The sequence below is a fragment of the Microbacterium sp. NPDC055312 genome (genome assembly GCF_053645675.1).
Map to the genome: position 1 here is coordinate 23,122 of NZ_JBSHMU010000008.1, position 14,692 is coordinate 37,813.

16 protein-coding genes, 1 tRNA gene and 1 pseudogene are annotated in these 14,692 nt (G+C 69.6%); 15 read left to right on the plus strand and 3 right to left on the minus strand.

The window, feature by feature from the left end:
* Positions 1–21 precede the first annotated feature (21 nt).
* A complete protein-coding gene (locus ACWIDW_RS13935; protein ID WP_070708980.1) occupies positions 22–858 on the plus strand; it encodes a hypothetical protein in 837 nt (278 codons plus the stop codon).
* The gene (locus tag ACWIDW_RS13940; RefSeq protein ID WP_454125894.1) at positions 855–2,348 is read left to right on the plus strand and encodes an ATP-binding protein; all 1,494 of its coding nucleotides are present in this window, start codon (positions 855–857) and stop codon (positions 2,346–2,348) included. The genes ACWIDW_RS13935 and ACWIDW_RS13940 overlap by 4 nt, the downstream gene beginning before the upstream one ends.
* Positions 2,349–2,402: 54 nt before the next feature.
* Here ACWIDW_RS13940 and ACWIDW_RS13945 read toward each other — a convergent pair whose 3' ends face one another.
* On the minus strand, positions 2,403–3,398 hold the full coding sequence (locus ACWIDW_RS13945) for an arsenic resistance protein (RefSeq protein WP_101966154.1): 996 nt from the start codon (positions 3,396–3,398) through the stop codon (positions 2,403–2,405).
* A gap of 54 nt (positions 3,399–3,452) precedes the next feature.
* On the opposite strand from ACWIDW_RS13945, the gene cmtR reads away from it, so the two are divergent.
* The 9 genes and pseudogenes from cmtR to ACWIDW_RS13990 all read left to right on the plus strand — a co-directional run bounded on the left by cmtR (position 3,453) and on the right by ACWIDW_RS13990 (position 9,896).
* The gene (gene cmtR / locus ACWIDW_RS13950; RefSeq protein WP_043278786.1) at positions 3,453–3,812 is read left to right on the plus strand and encodes a Cd(II)/Pb(II)-sensing metalloregulatory transcriptional regulator CmtR; all 360 of its coding nucleotides are present in this window, start codon (positions 3,453–3,455) and stop codon (positions 3,810–3,812) included.
* Positions 3,809–4,480: a cation diffusion facilitator family transporter gene (locus ACWIDW_RS13955; RefSeq protein WP_371204940.1), complete on the plus strand. Its 672-nt coding sequence runs from the start codon at positions 3,809–3,811 to the stop codon at positions 4,478–4,480. The genes cmtR and ACWIDW_RS13955 overlap by 4 nt, the downstream gene beginning before the upstream one ends.
* Entirely contained in the window at positions 4,477–4,785 is a 309-nt protein-coding gene (locus ACWIDW_RS13960; protein WP_020624338.1) for a hypothetical protein, read from the plus strand. The genes ACWIDW_RS13955 and ACWIDW_RS13960 overlap by 4 nt, the downstream gene beginning before the upstream one ends.
* A 240-nt stretch (positions 4,786–5,025) precedes the next feature.
* Complete coding sequence (locus ACWIDW_RS13965) at positions 5,026–5,583, plus strand: hypothetical protein (RefSeq protein ID WP_051050192.1); 558 nt, start codon at positions 5,026–5,028, stop codon at positions 5,581–5,583.
* A pseudogene (locus tag ACWIDW_RS13970) lies at positions 5,580–7,377 on the plus strand (type IV secretory system conjugative DNA transfer family protein). The gene ACWIDW_RS13965 and the pseudogene ACWIDW_RS13970 overlap by 4 nt, the downstream one beginning before the upstream one ends.
* Positions 7,378–7,430: 53 nt before the next feature.
* Positions 7,431–7,886, plus strand: a complete 456-nt coding sequence (locus tag ACWIDW_RS13975; protein ID WP_020624341.1) for a single-stranded DNA-binding protein — start codon at positions 7,431–7,433, stop codon at positions 7,884–7,886.
* A gap of 15 nt (positions 7,887–7,901) precedes the next feature.
* A complete protein-coding gene (locus ACWIDW_RS13980) occupies positions 7,902–8,474 on the plus strand; it encodes a hypothetical protein (RefSeq protein WP_070708793.1) in 573 nt (190 codons plus the stop codon).
* On the plus strand, positions 8,471–8,686 hold the full coding sequence (locus tag ACWIDW_RS13985; protein ID WP_020628096.1) for a helix-turn-helix transcriptional regulator: 216 nt from the start codon (positions 8,471–8,473) through the stop codon (positions 8,684–8,686). The genes ACWIDW_RS13980 and ACWIDW_RS13985 overlap by 4 nt, the downstream gene beginning before the upstream one ends.
* Positions 8,670–9,896: a tyrosine-type recombinase/integrase gene (locus ACWIDW_RS13990; protein ID WP_020628097.1), complete on the plus strand. Its 1,227-nt coding sequence runs from the start codon at positions 8,670–8,672 to the stop codon at positions 9,894–9,896. Before ACWIDW_RS13985 ends, ACWIDW_RS13990 begins: the two co-directional genes overlap by 17 nt.
* A gap of 209 nt (positions 9,897–10,105) precedes the next feature.
* Here ACWIDW_RS13990 and ACWIDW_RS13995 read toward each other — a convergent pair.
* Positions 10,106–10,179 (minus strand) — tRNA-Pro (locus ACWIDW_RS13995).
* A 234-nt stretch (positions 10,180–10,413) separates the two neighbouring features.
* On the opposite strand from ACWIDW_RS13995, the gene ACWIDW_RS14000 reads away from it, so the two are divergent.
* From ACWIDW_RS14000 to ACWIDW_RS14015, 4 genes are all read left to right on the plus strand, one after another.
* On the plus strand, positions 10,414–10,998 hold the full coding sequence (locus tag ACWIDW_RS14000) for a GNAT family N-acetyltransferase (RefSeq protein ID WP_454125895.1): 585 nt from the start codon (positions 10,414–10,416) through the stop codon (positions 10,996–10,998).
* Between the two features lie 31 nt (positions 10,999–11,029).
* Positions 11,030–11,482: a hypothetical protein gene (locus tag ACWIDW_RS14005; RefSeq protein WP_454125896.1), complete on the plus strand. Its 453-nt coding sequence runs from the start codon at positions 11,030–11,032 to the stop codon at positions 11,480–11,482.
* Between the two features lie 63 nt (positions 11,483–11,545).
* Positions 11,546–11,926 carry an RNA-binding S4 domain-containing protein gene (locus ACWIDW_RS14010; RefSeq protein ID WP_454125897.1) on the plus strand — a complete coding sequence of 127 codons (381 nt, stop codon included), beginning with the start codon at positions 11,546–11,548 and terminating at the stop codon, positions 11,924–11,926.
* A 69-nt stretch (positions 11,927–11,995) separates the two neighbouring features.
* A complete protein-coding gene (locus tag ACWIDW_RS14015; RefSeq protein WP_454125898.1) occupies positions 11,996–13,528 on the plus strand; it encodes an HNH endonuclease signature motif containing protein in 1,533 nt (510 codons plus the stop codon).
* A 59-nt stretch (positions 13,529–13,587) separates the two neighbouring features.
* Here the strand turns inward: ACWIDW_RS14015 and ACWIDW_RS14020 are convergent, their stop codons facing one another.
* On the minus strand, positions 13,588–14,514 hold the full coding sequence (locus ACWIDW_RS14020) for an NUDIX domain-containing protein (protein WP_454125899.1): 927 nt from the start codon (positions 14,512–14,514) through the stop codon (positions 13,588–13,590).
* Positions 14,515–14,692: the final 178 nt, after the last annotated feature.

The following is a 14,692-nucleotide window of genomic DNA, read 5'->3' on the forward strand; positions in this document are numbered from 1 at the left end:
TTCCTGTGAGGAGCCCCGATCATGCCGACCTTCGATGACCCGCTCGCGGACGCCGCTGAGGCGTCCGCCGCGCTGCGGGGCCTGGCCCACGCGACCCGCACGTTCGAGAGCCCCGCCGACACCCACCCGGTGATCGGAGATCTGCTCGCCGGCGTCAGGTCGCTGCGGCAAGTGCTCGACCAGCTCGCAGCCGCCCACATCAGCGCCCGCGCCAGGGCGCACGACGACGCCGGGAACCAGGCCGCCGGCGCAACCTCGGCCCTCGCAGCTGCCGATGAGCTGCACCAGGCCGGCACCCTGCTGGACACCGTGGAGTGGCGGCTGGACGCCGCCTCCCAGCACTCCGGTCGCATCGCCTGGCACCCCGCACCTGCCGTCGAGGACGGCCCGGCGAGGCGGTGGGTCAGCGTCGTGTTCCTGGAAGGCGCCGAGGCCGATGAGGTGCTGGAGCTGATCGACCGCGACGGGACGGATGCAGCGATCGAGCACCTGGCCGGGCACGACTACGGAGCGGAGACCACCCAGGCCGCGCTCGAGAACGGATACGTCTACGACGAGCCCCCGGCAGGTGTGCTCGACAAGGTGGCCACCCACGACGTCTACACGCTCACCTACAACCCCTTCCTCGGGCACGTCTCGCTGCTGCGCAAGCACGACACCGTGCCCGACCCGGCGCTCCTCGGCATCGACACCCCGGCCTCCGCACCCGCATCGGAGTCGAGGCGGGAAGCGGAACGCGCCGCGCACAAGTCCACGCGTGCAGTCGGCCCCGCGGTCAGCCGGGGGCGAGACGGGGCCGACTGGTTCACCCGCCGCCCCGGCGCCGCCTCCGCACACGGACGGGGGCTGGCGCTGTGACCGGGCAGGACGACAGCCGCCTGCACACCGCCGTGCTCGTCGGTCCCGAAGGCGAGCGGCGCCGGGCACGCAAGGCCCGCCGGCAGGCGGCGGCGAAGGTCGAGACCGATGCCCGCCAGCATCGCAAGGCACAAGCTCGGGCGAAGTGGGAGGCGGAGCAGGCTGAACGCCGCAACACGAGCTACCTGCCCGCCTCCGGCGAGGCGGGGCCCGCGGCGTTGCGGACGCCGGGCCGGTTCCGGCTCCCCAAGCACCAAGACACCTCCGCGACGCTCGCCGGCCAGTACCCCTTCCTGGCCGAGGTCGGCCTCGGCAGCCAGGGCGTCTTCGTCGGCCAGGACCTCTACAGCGGCGGATCGTTCGTCTACGACCCCTGGGTGCTCTATCAGCGCGGCCTCATCACGGCGCCGAACGTCGTGCTCGCCGGGATCGTCGGCTCCGGCAAGTCTTCCCTGGCGAAGTCGCTGTACACGCGCAGCCTGCCGTTCGGACGCAGGGTCTACGTCCCCGGCGACCCTAAGGGCGAACACACGGCTGTCGCGGAGGCGGTCGGCGGACGGGCGATCATCCTCGGCCACGGCCTTCGCAATCGTCTGAACCCGCTCGATGAGGGCCACCGGCCATCTGCCGTGTCGGATACGGAGTGGGCGATGCAGGTCGCCTCCCGCCGCCGCGACCTCATCGGCGCCCTCGCAGAGACCGTGCTGGACCGGGCGCTGTCGCCGTTGGAGCACACCGCCATCGACCTCGCCCTCCGAGACGCCGTCCGCAGCGCCGAGGTGCCGATCCTGCCGATGGTCGTCGACCGCATCCTCACCCCCAACACGGGGGACGATGAGGACGGTCGGCTCGCGGAAGACGGTCGTCTCGTCGGCCACGCGCTCCGTCGGCTTGTCGCCGGAGACCTCCAAGGCCTGTTCGACGGCCCCTCCACGGTCAGGTTCGACCCGTCGCTGCCGATGGTGTCGCTCGACCTATCGCGGGTCGCGGAGAACAGCACGCTGATCTCGGTGCTGATGACCTGCTCGTCCGCATGGATGGAGTCCGCTCTGTCCGACCCGGCGGGCGGGCAGCGATGGGTGGTCTACGACGAGGCGTGGCGGCTCATGCAGTACCCGGCGCTGCTTCGCCGCATGGACGCCCAGTGGAGGCTGGCGCGGCACTTCGGAATCGCGAACATGCTCATCTTCCACAAGCTCTCCGACCTCGACAACGTCGGCGATGCCGGGACCGCGATGCGCGCCCTCGCCTCGTCGCTGCTGGCGAATGCGGAGACCCGGATCGTGTACCGGCAGGAGCCGGACCAGCTCGGCTCCACCGCCCTCGCGCTCGGGCTCACCGGCACCGAGCAGAAGCTGCTCCCCGGCCTGGGGACCGGTCAGGGGCTCTGGCGGATCAAGGACCGCTCCTTCGTCGTGCAGCATCAGCTCCATCCCGCCGAGCTCGCCGCGTTCGACACCACCGGCCGCATGACCAGCGAACCCACGTAAGATCACGAATCCTGAAGGCAGTTGAGGCGGGAACCCACGGGCCGAGGGGCCATTTCAGAGTATCTGAGGTCGTGAGTTCGCGGTGTCGATGTCGTCGGGGAGCAGTCGCGGGATGAGCCGCACGAACACGACCATGACGATGAGCTCGACGAGGGTCTGTGTGACAACGACGAGCGGAGCAAGGTCGAACGCGGCGGGTAGGGCGAGGACGAGCGGGAGGACGACGAGGGAGTTGCGGGTCGCGCCGCTGAACACGATCGCGCGGCGACCGGGGACGTCGATCCGGGCAACCTTCCCGGCGGCGGCACCGATCGGGACCATGACCGCGGCGAACAGGATGTAGACGGGGATGGCGAGCAGGAGCGCGCCGAGCTGTCGTCCGACGCCGGCGATCTGGGAGGCCACCACGACAGCGAGGCTGAGCATCATGAGCGGCACCATCGCCCCCAGCACGGTGCCCTGGATCGCTACGCCCCAGCGGGTGCCGGCGGCGGCAAGCTGGGTGAACCCCGCGGCAACGAGAGGCAGCGCGATAAGCAGCAGGAACGCCTCGATGAACGGGGCGAAGTCGACCGTGGCGACGAACTCGGCTCCGACGAACAGCCAGAGGTAGAGCGGCAGCAGGAGCATCTGCGCGAGCATCAGCAGTGGTGCGGCCGCGAGCAGCCGATCCTTGGCTCCACCGGCGATGCCGGTGAACACGATGACGTAGTCCACGCATGGCGTGAGGAGGACGAACAACACGCCGATCAGGAGCACCTGATCGTGGGCGACGATCCGCGAAAGGACGTAGACGACGATCGGGACGGCGACGAAGTTCACCGTCAAGACGGTGACGAGGAAGCGCCAGTCGCGGAACGCCTGCCCGATCTTCGCGAACGGCACCCCGAGGAAGGTCGCGTAGAGCAACAGCCCGAGCACGGGGTTGATCGCCAACTCCGCCGGGTGCGCAATCGCCGGGATCAGCAGCCCGATGCCCGCGCCGAGGACGAACGCGGCGAGGTAGAGGGGCACCTGCCACCGCTCCATCCACTCGACCGCCGTCCGCATGAGTCTTATCCTTCCAGCCTTCCAATAGGTCACTGATCGCTGTATAGTCAGTGTGTGCTGACTCTTGCTTCTCGGGTGGACGTGATGAACCGGCTCGGCCGGGCGATGGCCGACCCGACCCGCTCGCGCATCCTGCTGTCGCTGCTGGAGCAGCCGGGGTATCCGGCGAAGCTCGCCCGCGACCTGGACCTGACCCGTACAAACGTGTCGAACCACCTGTCGTGTCTGCGTGGTTGCGGGATCGTGGTTGCCGAGCCCGAGGGTCGGCAGACTCGGTACGAGATCGCCGACCCACACCTGACGGCGGCGCTCGTCGCGCTGGTGGATGTGACGCTCGCCGTCGACGAGAGCGCGCCGTGCCTGGACCCGGCCTGCAGCGTGCCCGGCTGCTGCGACACCGAGGCCACCGCATGATGAGCGCGCCGGCCCTGACCGACGAGCGCCGCGCCCAGCTGCACCGGCGGGTGCGGTTCATCGTCTTCTTCACGATCACCTGGAACGTCATCGAGGCTGTCATTGCGCTCTCGGCCGGCGCGGTTGCGTCGTCTGCGGCGCTGATCGGGTTCGGTCTGGACTCGGTGATCGAGGTCGCCTCTGCCGCCGCGATCGCCTGGCAGTTCACTCGCAGAGACCCCGAACGGTGGGAGAAGGCCACCGTCCGGGTGATCGGGGGCGCGTTCTTCGCCCTGGCCGTGTACGTCGCCGTCGATGCGATCCTCGCCCTCACCGGCGTCCGCGACCCGGATCACAGTCCGGTCGGTATCGGGATCGCGATCGCCAGCCTGATCGTGATGCCCGTCCTGGCCTGGTTCGAGTTTCGCACCGGCCGGGAGCTGCGCTCCAAGAGCGTGCAGGCCGATGCGAAGCAGCTTCTGCTGTGCATCTACCTCTCCGGCACCGTCCTCATCGGGCTCGTCCTCAACGGCCTGTTCGGGTGGGCGTGGGCCGACTCCATCGCCGCGCTCGTGGTGGCGGGCCTGGCGATCCGTGAGGGTATCGAGGCTTGGCGCGGCGACATCGAATCCCCCTTCGAGGTGCTCGAAGACCTCGACCACGACGACCACGAGGAGGTCACCCCGTGACCCACATCGGCCCGCTCAACGGCCTGCCCATCGCCTGCACGCTGACCCCCACCGCCGGCAAGGCGCAGATCGAGAAGTGGCGAGCATTCGACGAGGACTACGCACTCGAAACGGAACGCACCGACACGCGGCTGACCATCCACTACGCCAAGGTCGAGGACTCCATCGCCCGCCTTCGCGGGCTGGTCGAGGCCGAAAGCTCCTGCTGCTCCTTCGTCGACTGGCGCATCGAGGAGCAGCACTCGGACCTGCGGCTCGTGGTGACCGGCTCCCCGCAGCAACTCGCCGCCCTCAACGTCGGATAGTCCAGCCCGAGCCGAGCGTTCACCATTCCTGCGATTCCTTCACGAATCGTGAACTCCTCGCACTAATCCTGAACGTTCGTCAGCCGCGGAGCACTGGCCGTACTCGCCCGCGTACCTGATGGATATGAGACTGCGACCGACTTACACCGCGAACGAACTCACGGCGGTTGGGACAGATGCGCACGAGTTCGGGAATCTCGACGTGCCTTCAGGAATCCCGAACGATCGGCAGGATTCCTGATGCTCCGGCCCCGCTACAAGCGATCCTGGGGCGAACCCGCATCCCGAAGCGGGAGTGCCGAGCCCGTGCCGGTCGTGCTCCCGCTCGTCGCCATCACCATCGCCGAGGACGGCCGCATGACCGTCACTGTCGACGGGGCGCCGTTCGAGCCGGAGCCGTTCGCGCCGCCGTGGCGGCGGGAGGACTTCGCCCGCGTCCTCGACCAGCTCACCGACCTGCGCCGCTCCCCGGTGCGGGTCGAGGTGCGCGAAGCGGACGGAACCGTGTTCACCGACATCATCACCCCGAGCAGGCGCCGCCGCACCGAACCCGATCCAGAGCCGGCATCGGAAGAACCGGCCCGCCGACCGGCGGCGGAACTCGTCGCGCTGCACGGGGAAGGGTTCGTTCCCGGCGAGGACGTCGCGATCGCCGTCGTCATCGCCCACGGCGATGCCGCCCCGGACGGCACCATGCGCGGCCTCGTCGAAGCCCACCAGCTCGCCGGGACCCCGACCCGCGAGGTCATCCTGCTCGGCCGCGTCTCCGGCACCCTCACGATCGGCCACCCCGAATGAGCACGCCCCGGCCCACGGGAGCGCTCGGGGACGAGCTGAGCAACCTCGGCATCGGCATCCTCATCGGCACGGCGGTCCTCGCCGCCATCCTCCGCGGCGCCGGGTCCGTCGCCGCCTGGATCACCGGCGTCAACCAGCCCACTGGCGGAGTCGAAGCCGGACTGGGCGTGCTGCTGGGCCCCGGTGACCCAGCGACCGCGCTCGGCGCACCGGGCCTGAGCGCCGTGGCGTACTGGATCACCGCCGGTCTGCTGGTCCTCGGCGCCGGAGTGGCCGGCTGGTGGACGTGGCGGTTCTTCCGCGAGCACGGCCGTCAAGTGAATACCGACCCGTACCGCATCGCCGGGATCGCCACCCGCAACGAGGTCGCTAAGGCCGCCTCGGAGGCGGCGCTGCTGCGCCGGGCCGGTCACCTGCGGCCCTCGCTCCACCAGCCGCAGCCGAAGGATGTCGGCTACCGGATCGGCGCCTCACATGGCACGAGCGTCTGGGCGTCCGTCGAAGACAGCATCCTGCTGATCGGCCCGCCCCGCTCCGGGAAGGGCGCCCACATCGTCATCAACGCCATCTTGGACGCCCCTGGCGCGGTCGTCACCACATCGACGCGGCCGGACAACCTGACCGCGACGCTCCGCGCCCGGCAGAAGATCGGCCCTGTCGCGGTGTTCGACCCCCAGCACCTCGCCGAAGGCCTACCCGCCGGGCTCAGGTGGTCACCCATCCGCGGGTGTGAGGACCCCTTTGACGGCGATGATCCGCGCGACCGGCCTTGCCGCCGGCACCGGTCTCTCGGCCGGCGGGGTCGAGGGAGGCGGGTTCTGGGAGGGCAAGACGAGGACCGCGCTCCAGGCGCTCCTCCATGCCGCCGCCCTCGATCACCGGCCGCCCTCGGAGCTGTTCCGTTGGACCCTCGACCCCTCCGCCGCCGCGGACGCAGTGGCGATCCTCACCGCGAACCCGCGAGCGGCGACTGGGTGGGCGGACTCGTTGCAGGCGATGATCGACTCCGACCCCCGCACGCGCGACTCCATCTGGCAAGGCGTCTCCCTCGCCCTCGCCGCGCTGGCAGACCCGCGCGTGCTCGACGCCGTCTCGCCGCGCGAGGACGAGGACTTCGACCCCGAAGCGTTCCTCCGCGACCGAGGAACCCTCTATCTGCTCGCCACCGGAGCCGGCGCCAACAACTCCGCTGCGTTGGTGGCGGCGTTCGTGGAAGACGTCGTGGAAGCCGCCCGCCGCCTCGCCGCCACGAGCCCCGGCGCCCGCCTCGACCCGCCACTGCTGCTCGCACTCGATGAGGTCGGCAACCTCGCACCCTTGCCCTCGCTGCCGACGCTCATGGCAGAGGGCGGCGGAACCGGGATCACGACCATGCCCGTACTCCAAAGCCTCGCGCAGGCGCGGGAGAAGTGGTCGGAGAACGCGGCCGGCGCGATCTGGGACGCCTCTATCGTCAAGATCGTCCTCGGCGGAGCGTCGAACTCCAAGGACCTGCACGACCTGACCACGCTCATCGGCGAGCGCGACGAAGTGACCGACTCCACCACGGTCGGAGACCACGGCTCCCGCTCCGCACAGCGCTCCATCCGCCGCGTGCCGATCATGCCGCCCGACACGATCCGCACCCTCCCGTTCGGGACTGCACTGGTGCTGCTGCGCTCCGCACCACCCATCGTCACCCGATTGCGGACCTGGACCGACCGGCCCGACGCGAAACAGCTGCGCGACGACCGGGCCGACATCGAGGCGACGCTGCAGCACCGCTCGGAGGAGCCGCCGGGCGCACCTGCCTGACAGAGCGGCCCCACCGTGGGGTCGCCGCCGATGTCAGAAAGAGGGGCAGTCCAATGGCTCTCCACACGCAGGAATCCGTCTCGGGGTTCATCGCCTCCGACCCGCAGCTCACCTACACGGAGCGGGGCGATGCCCGGTTCTACGCCAAGATCGGGCAGGAGCACTATCGCAAGGAGCCGGACGGGTCGTTCACGCAGACCGAGACGACCTTCCACGACCTCGTGGCGTTCAAGAAGACCGCCGAGCGCGCCCACGACCGGCTCGCCAAGGGAGACAAGTTCGTCGCCGAGGGCTACACCCGCGAGTACGACCGCGCCACGCCGGAAGGCGAGGTGGTCAAGTCCGAGGAGTTCGTCGCGAAGAAGCTCGGCCACGACCTCGCCCGCACGAGCTACGAGGTCGACCGCACCCGCCGCCAGCCCGCCGTCACGCAGGAGACCGCGGGGCAGACCGTCGATGTCGGCGCCCGCCGCGAATCACGCGGCGCCGCACCGGCGCTCGGGCTCTGAACGGCGGTGACCGTGATGAACCAGAACGACACCGCCCCCGAGACCGACGAACCGGACCTGGACGGGGAGGCCGCGGAGTTCGACGGGCCGCTGATCCCGGAGCCTCCGCACCCGATCAACTGGAACCTCCTGACCAGCGAGGAAGCGGAGGCCGAGTGGCTGGAGCTGAACCGCTGGGTCGACTGGCTCCGCCGCACCTACGGGCTGCCTGCTTCGGTAGTTCCGCCGTTCTGGCACCGCCACCCGGAGCTGTTGTGGGAGCTGAGCGCTCTGCACCTGCATTGGCTGTCCGCCTACGACCCGGAGCAGAACGGCTCCGCGCCGCTGGGCTGGCATCGCGACTTCGCCGACGCCCGCCAGCGGCTCCGCGACTGGGTCGCCGCTTCCGGAACCCGTCTCGACCGAGACCGCCCGACCCGGCAGACCACCTGGCCCGGCGAGGACCCGGCAGGCCCGGTCGAGGACACGATCATCGCTCACCGGGATCAGGACTTCGTGCAGTTCGTCCTCGACGATGTCGCCGCGCGCCGCCAGGCCGAGGACGACTTCTATGCCGGACTCGACCCGAACACCGGAGAAGTCGCATGAGCGATACCGGCGGCACGATCGTGGTCTCGCCTCTAATGGACAGTCGGGAGATCGCCGCCTATCTCAAGGTGTCCGAGTCGACTTTGTCGAGGTGGCGTTCGGCTGGTCAGGGGCCGCCGTTCCTGCGGCTGGGCGGGATCGCCCGGTACCGCATCGACGCGGTCGACGCCTGGCTGGCTGGGCTGGAGGACAGCCATGCCCCGGAAGGGTGAGCCGCTCCCGCACGCGCAGCCAAAGCCGGTGCCTCCGGTCGGCGTGAAGATCTCCACCGACCTGGAACGTCGCTCCTACGGCATCCGCGCCCGTGCCCGCTGGACGGACCCGATCAGCAAACGCCGCATCATCCGCTCCGAGATCGTCGATGACGAGGCTGCGGCGCACGAGTTCTTCGACTCGCTGCGGCAGTCATCGGCCAAGGGCATGGACGTGTCCATGACGCTCACCGAGTTCGTCACCACGATCGGCGACCGATGGGCGCGCGGCCTCGACCCCACCTCCACCGGGGAGACCTACGGGTACGGTCTCAAGCTCCGGGTGCTACCTGCCCTCGGGCACCTGCCGGTCGCGCAGATCACCGCCGGGATCATCGACCGCACCATCGATGCCTGGGAGAAACGGCACGGGGCGTCAACGATCAAGAACTCCATCGCCCCGCTCGTGCGGGTCCTCGATGAAGCGGTGCGCGACGGGCTCATCCCGATCAACCCCGCGAAGAACCGTGCCAAGCGCAGCCTGAACCGCAATGCCTTCCGTCTCCAGCCTGCGGAGGATGCTTCCCCGCGCGCGCATGCGATCCCCGACATGGCAACGCTGACGACGCTCGCTGAAGCCTGCGGGAACATTCACCAGTCCTACTCCGACTTCGTCATGCTCGCCGCCCTCCTCGCAGCGCGCTCATCCGAGGTCTCGGGCCTTCAGGCCGGTGACGTCCGGTTCGACAAGAACATCGTGATGATCGCACGGCAGACCTACCCCGGCAAAGGCGGGCTCATCACGAAACAGACGAAAGGCCGGAGAGAACGCCGCGTCCCGATCCTCGACCCGCTCCGCCCGATCCTCGAGCGGCTCGCGGAAGGCAAGGAGCCCGAGGACCGGCTGCTGATCGGCCCGAAGGGCGGCGCTCTCACGACCGCGACCGTGCGGGACGCCACGAACTGGGACCAGATCGTCAGCGATCTCGGCCTGCCCGACCTCACCCGGCACGGCCTCCGGCACACCGGAGCCACCTGGATGGCAGACGCAGGCATCCCGCTGCACGTCCTCCAGGACATCCTCGGCCACGCCTCCGTCGAGACCACACGCGGATACCTGCACCCCGACGACCGCCACCTCGCATCCGCCGCAGAGCAGGCCAACGCCTTCCTCGCCCGATCCGCCAAGGCCAGCAGACCGAGCCGGCGTGAGGCCTCGAGGCCACTGTGACGGGGAGCCGGAAGCCACGACCGGGGGCTCTGGTCCCCTTTTGGTCCCCTTATCCACAGGCGGCGTTTTCCAGAGAGCCAGATATGCCCTCCGACGTCTGTGATGCGGCATCGATGCCTTGGCGAGGGGACCAGAGGGGGACCAACAAAAACCCGTCGTCAGACATGACGAAGCCCCGATGAAAATGGCTTCTCATCGGGGCTTTTCTGTCGGGATGACAGGATTTGAACCTGCGACCCCCTGACCCCCAGTCAGGTGCGCTACCAAGCTGCGCCACATCCCGTGGCATCGATTTTCAGTTGTTCGGGCCGATCAGAGCGGGGTAAACCCCTTGACCCCCAGTCAAGTGCGCTACCAAGCTGCGCCACAGCCCGTGGCAGTCCGCACCGAAGCGCGGGCAACTCCACTATCGTAGCCGACGGATTCAGCCACCGCGAACCGGCACCGCCGGGCGTGGCGGACCCGGCCCCAGCAAGTATCCGTTGCCGATGTCCGGCCCCCGGCGTAGCGTGCCGCCATGGCGACGATCACCACAGAACCGGCGACGATCACCCGGTGGGACGACGTGCAGCACTCACTCACCGGCGGCGGTGACGGTGCCGGCTGCCAGTGCATCTGGCCCATCGTGCGCGACAAGGTCTGGCAGTCGACGACACTCGAGCAACGACGCGACATGCTGCGCGACGAGATCGCGGCAGGTCCTCCGCCGGGGCTCATCGCGTACATCGACGGCAAGGCCGCGGGATGGATCCGCGTCGGACCGCGCACTGTGCAGCAGCGCATCCTGCACACCCGCGCCATCGCATCCGCGACGACCGAACCGCTCGACGACGAGTCGGTCTGGGCGATCACGTGCTTCGTCGTCCGGCGGGAGCATCGAGGGAAGGGGCTGACCGCTCAACTGCTGGCATCCGCTCTCGACTACGCCCGCGACTCCGGCGCACGCCTGATCGAGGCGTATCCGGTGGACACGTCCACCGGCTCGCGCCGATCGAACGACCTGTACCACGGCACCGTCTCCACCTTCCGCGACGCAGGTTTCGAGCGCGGCCCCGACTTCGCCGCGGGGCGAGTACTGATGACGCGCGGCCTGGCCGCCTGACCGCAGGGCGCTCAGGCGCTACGGTAACCGCATGAGCACCACGCATCCGACCATCGAAGACCCGGAACTCGGCACGCTCTCGCGCGCCGAGACCACGCTCGACGATGGCGACGTCGTCACGCACGACTGGTTCTCGGGCGCGCTCACGATCGACGGCCGCGAGCTCGAGCTGATGATCGACGGCGCCGACGTCGACGCCGTGAGCACGCTCGTCCCCCGCGCACACGCGGTGGTCGAAGACCTCGATGAGATCCGGCGCCGGGCATCCGACGCCGTCGTCACCCACTTCAGCGACCGCGCGCCATCCGCGACCGAGCTCGACGAGGGCGCCGACGACCTCGTGCTCGACACCCTCGAGATCACCGACGACGCGACGGTTCTGCACTTCACCGACTCGTGCGGGCGGCACTTCCCCGAGGGATACTGGCCCGCCGTGCACCTCAACGTCGACGGCAGCATCGGCGAGGTCACCGTCGAGGGCTGACCGCGCGCCACGTTGCGTGGATGCCCCCACCGTCGCCCGTCTTGTTCTGGAGAAGTGAAACAGATGATGGATGCCGTGAAACCTGTGCGCGTCGACAGCTGGCTCTGGGCGATCCGCATCTACAAGACCCGTTCTGCGGCGACAACCGCGTGCCGCGCGGGTCACGTGCGCATCAGCGGCGAGCGCACGAAGGCGGCGCAGACGGTGAAGCCCGGCGACGAGGTGCGGGTGCGCATGTCGGGGTTCGACCGCATCCTCATCGTGAAGCAGACACTGTCGAAGCGCGTCGGCGCCCCCGTCGCGGTGACCGCTTACGAAGACCGCACTCCCCCTCGCGAGCCGTCGGCCATGCTCGCCGTGCGCGACCGCGGCGCTGGACGGCCGACCAAGCGCGAACGGCGCGAGATCGATCGGCTGCGCGGTCGGGACCCGCATGACGAGTGACCCCGACGAGTTATCCACAGACCCGGATCGACCCGACGGAATGTCGTAGGTATGTTCTAATCTGGATGCATGGACGACGAATGGCCCGCACTCATCGAACGGCGCACCACGCTGCTCGATGAATGGGCGGCGAAGCAGCGCGAGATCGCGGTGCTCCAGGCCGAGGCGTCGGCTCTGCTCGCGCGCCGGTGGGAACTCTGGCAGGAAGAGGTCGCGGCCGCGCCGCAGCATCGGGATGCCATCGAGCGGTCGATGCTGGCCGAGTACTCGGCCGCAGGCCACGTGTCGCAGAGCTCGGTCACCTTGTCGTTCGCCGAAGCGCATCTGCTGGCGACCGAGTTCGAGACGGTACGTGAGTCGTTCGCCGCGGGGCTGGTCACCGCGGCTCACATCCGCGAGATCCTGCGCGAGGCGGCGCCGGTGCGCGCAGCGATCGAGGCGGGGGTCGTCGAGGCCTCCACGCTGCTGCTCTACGAGGCTGCGGTCCTCGCGACGGCGGAGAACGATACCGCTGCCCGCACTCGCGCACAGGCTCGCCGCATCGCTGCGGCGCTGGCCGGATCGACGGTCGTCGAGCAGCACGAACGCGCGAGGGCCGAGCGCACGGTCACGATCCGCTCCATCGGCGACGGACTCGTGCTGCTGCAGGCGGTGCTGCCCGAGCATCTCGCCGTCGCCATCCTCGACCGGCTCACCAAGATGGCGCGGCACATGCAGAAGCATCCGGAACAACGCCGCCCCGAGTTCGCTCCGCCCGAGCCGGAGGATGTCGGCCTCGACCCCGAGACCCTGCTGCCTCTGGATGGCGGGGTGCCGGATGCCGAGGGCGATCTGACGGACGGCGCGATCTTCGGATCGCACACCTTCACGGCCGACCCGTTCGAGCTGCTGCTCGATCCGAAGTTCCACGACGACAGCCCGTGCATCATCCACATCCCGGCCGACACTCGCACGATGGACCAGCTGCGTGCCGACCTGTTCACCGATCTGCTGCTCGCGTCGACCCCGACCGAGGCGCACGGAACGGGGCTTGAGAACATCCACGCGACCATCCAGGTGACGGTCGCCGCCGCGACCCTCGCCGGAGCCGACGATCGCCCCGCCGAACTCGACGGCCTGGGCTCGCTGCTTCCCGACGTCGCTCGGTCGCTCGCAGGTGACCGCACCGGCTGGACGCGCCTCTTCCTCGATCGCACCGGAATGGTCGTCGAGACCGACACCTACACACCGACCGAGCAGATGCGGCGATTCCTGCGAGCGAGAGATCAGCACTGCCGTTTCCCCGGATGCCGTGCCCCGATCCACCGGTGCGAAGCCGATCACAACAAGGACTGGGCGCTGGGCGGGAAGACGCACATCGACAACCTCGCGCACTTCTGCGGCAGGCATCATCCGATCAAGCACCCCGACATACCCGACAGTCATCGGTGGTACGCCCGCCAGCTTCCCGACCGCTCGGTCGAATGGATCAGCCCGAACGGGCGGCGCTACCACGATCGGCCGAACCGCCGGGTGATGTTCGTGCCGTCGGTCGATCCGCCCGAGCCACCCGGTTCGACGCCGGATGCCGATCAGGGCCCTCCAGAGCGGCCGCCATTCTGAGCGGGATCAGTGGCCGTTGGCGTGGGCGGCACGACAAGACGGCGGGACTCCACGCGCGGTCAGCCGCGGGCGTCCATCTGCCGCAGCAGCCAGCCCGCCGACTCGACTCGGGCATCGACTTCATCGAGGCGCGCGGCGAGGCCACGGTCGCTGGTCACGGCGATCACCTCAGAACCGTCCGCAGCAAGGCGACGTGCCTCATGGACGATCGCGTCGTCTCCGACTCCGTCGGCGCGCACGATGGCGACGCGGGCGCCGCGGGTCTGGTGTCGGGCATCCGGAATCGCCCGCGCCGCGCCCTCGACGACCATCGACACGGGCGGGAACCAGCGGTCGGCCTCGAGGCCCAGCGACTCGGCGTCGATACCGTCCGCCGCCCACGCCGAGAGCCGATCGTGCAGGCGCGTCGCCGCTCCCGCGCGATCCTTCCACCAGCCGTCGGGCACCGAGCCGACGACATTCGCCGCGTCCACGACGATCGCGGGGTGCACGCTCAGCAGCGAACGCAGCAGTGGCCACGACGCGGCGAAGCCGGGGTGCAGCGGCCGCTGATCGACTTCGTCGACCGGCACCCACTCCAGGGCGAGGCTCTCGGGATCGCTGATCACCGGATCGAACGGGGCGAGCACATCGGCGACGACCGTGGTGTACGACCAGATCTCGAGATCCAGCACGCGAGCGAAACGCGCATGCAGGGCGCCGTCGGGAATGCCCGCCTCCTCCTGCGCTTCGCGCAGGGCGCCGTCGAGAGCGGACTCGCCCTCGTGCAGAGCGCCCCCGGGGATGCCCCACGTGCCGCCGAAATGACTCCACCCGACGCGATGCTGCAGCAGCACACCGCGCTCCGGGTCGACGGCGAGCACGCCAGCTGCTCCGAACCGGCCCCAGTACTTCTCGCCGGTCGGCGCGACGACCCACGCGTCACCCGGGTTCTGCGGCCCGAGCGGGCGTCGCGGCTCATCGGGGGCCGGGGGAACGATCGTCACTCCCCCAGCTTTTCATGCGCGACGCCCCCGGGCACGACCAGCCCGCGATGAGAGTCCAGACGGCGCGGCCGGCGACCCGCAGGCTGACGCCGAGCCCGTGGCCGACCCGGCGGGTACCCCGGAGGGAATCAGCCCGCGGCCGGCCGACACCGAGACACGCGGCGCGCACCGCACGAAG

What these genes read in the sequence shown, in the direction of transcription:
- ACWIDW_RS14000 (WP_454125895.1), top strand. Translation starts at nt 10,414, where the DNA reads ATGGCGACGATCACCACAGAACCGGCGACGATCACCCGGTGGGACGAC.
- ACWIDW_RS13935 (WP_070708980.1), top strand. Translation starts at nt 22, where the DNA reads ATGCCGACCTTCGATGACCCGCTCGCGGACGCCGCTGAGGCGTCCGCC.
- ACWIDW_RS13975 (WP_020624341.1), top strand. Translation starts at nt 7,431, where the DNA reads ATGGCTCTCCACACGCAGGAATCCGTCTCGGGGTTCATCGCCTCCGAC.
- ACWIDW_RS13965 (WP_051050192.1), top strand. Translation starts at nt 5,026, where the DNA reads ATGCTCCGGCCCCGCTACAAGCGATCCTGGGGCGAACCCGCATCCCGA.
- ACWIDW_RS13955 (WP_371204940.1), top strand. Translation starts at nt 3,809, where the DNA reads ATGATGAGCGCGCCGGCCCTGACCGACGAGCGCCGCGCCCAGCTGCAC.
- ACWIDW_RS14010 (WP_454125897.1), top strand. Translation starts at nt 11,546, where the DNA reads ATGATGGATGCCGTGAAACCTGTGCGCGTCGACAGCTGGCTCTGGGCG.
- ACWIDW_RS13980 (WP_070708793.1), top strand. Translation starts at nt 7,902, where the DNA reads ATGAACCAGAACGACACCGCCCCCGAGACCGACGAACCGGACCTGGAC.
- ACWIDW_RS13945 (WP_101966154.1), bottom strand. Translation starts at nt 3,398, where the DNA reads ATGCGGACGGCGGTCGAGTGGATGGAGCGGTGGCAGGTGCCCCTCTAC.
- ACWIDW_RS13990 (WP_020628097.1), top strand. Translation starts at nt 8,670, where the DNA reads ATGCCCCGGAAGGGTGAGCCGCTCCCGCACGCGCAGCCAAAGCCGGTG.
- ACWIDW_RS14005 (WP_454125896.1), top strand. Translation starts at nt 11,030, where the DNA reads ATGAGCACCACGCATCCGACCATCGAAGACCCGGAACTCGGCACGCTC.
- ACWIDW_RS13985 (WP_020628096.1), top strand. Translation starts at nt 8,471, where the DNA reads ATGAGCGATACCGGCGGCACGATCGTGGTCTCGCCTCTAATGGACAGT.
- ACWIDW_RS14015 (WP_454125898.1), top strand. Translation starts at nt 11,996, where the DNA reads ATGGACGACGAATGGCCCGCACTCATCGAACGGCGCACCACGCTGCTC.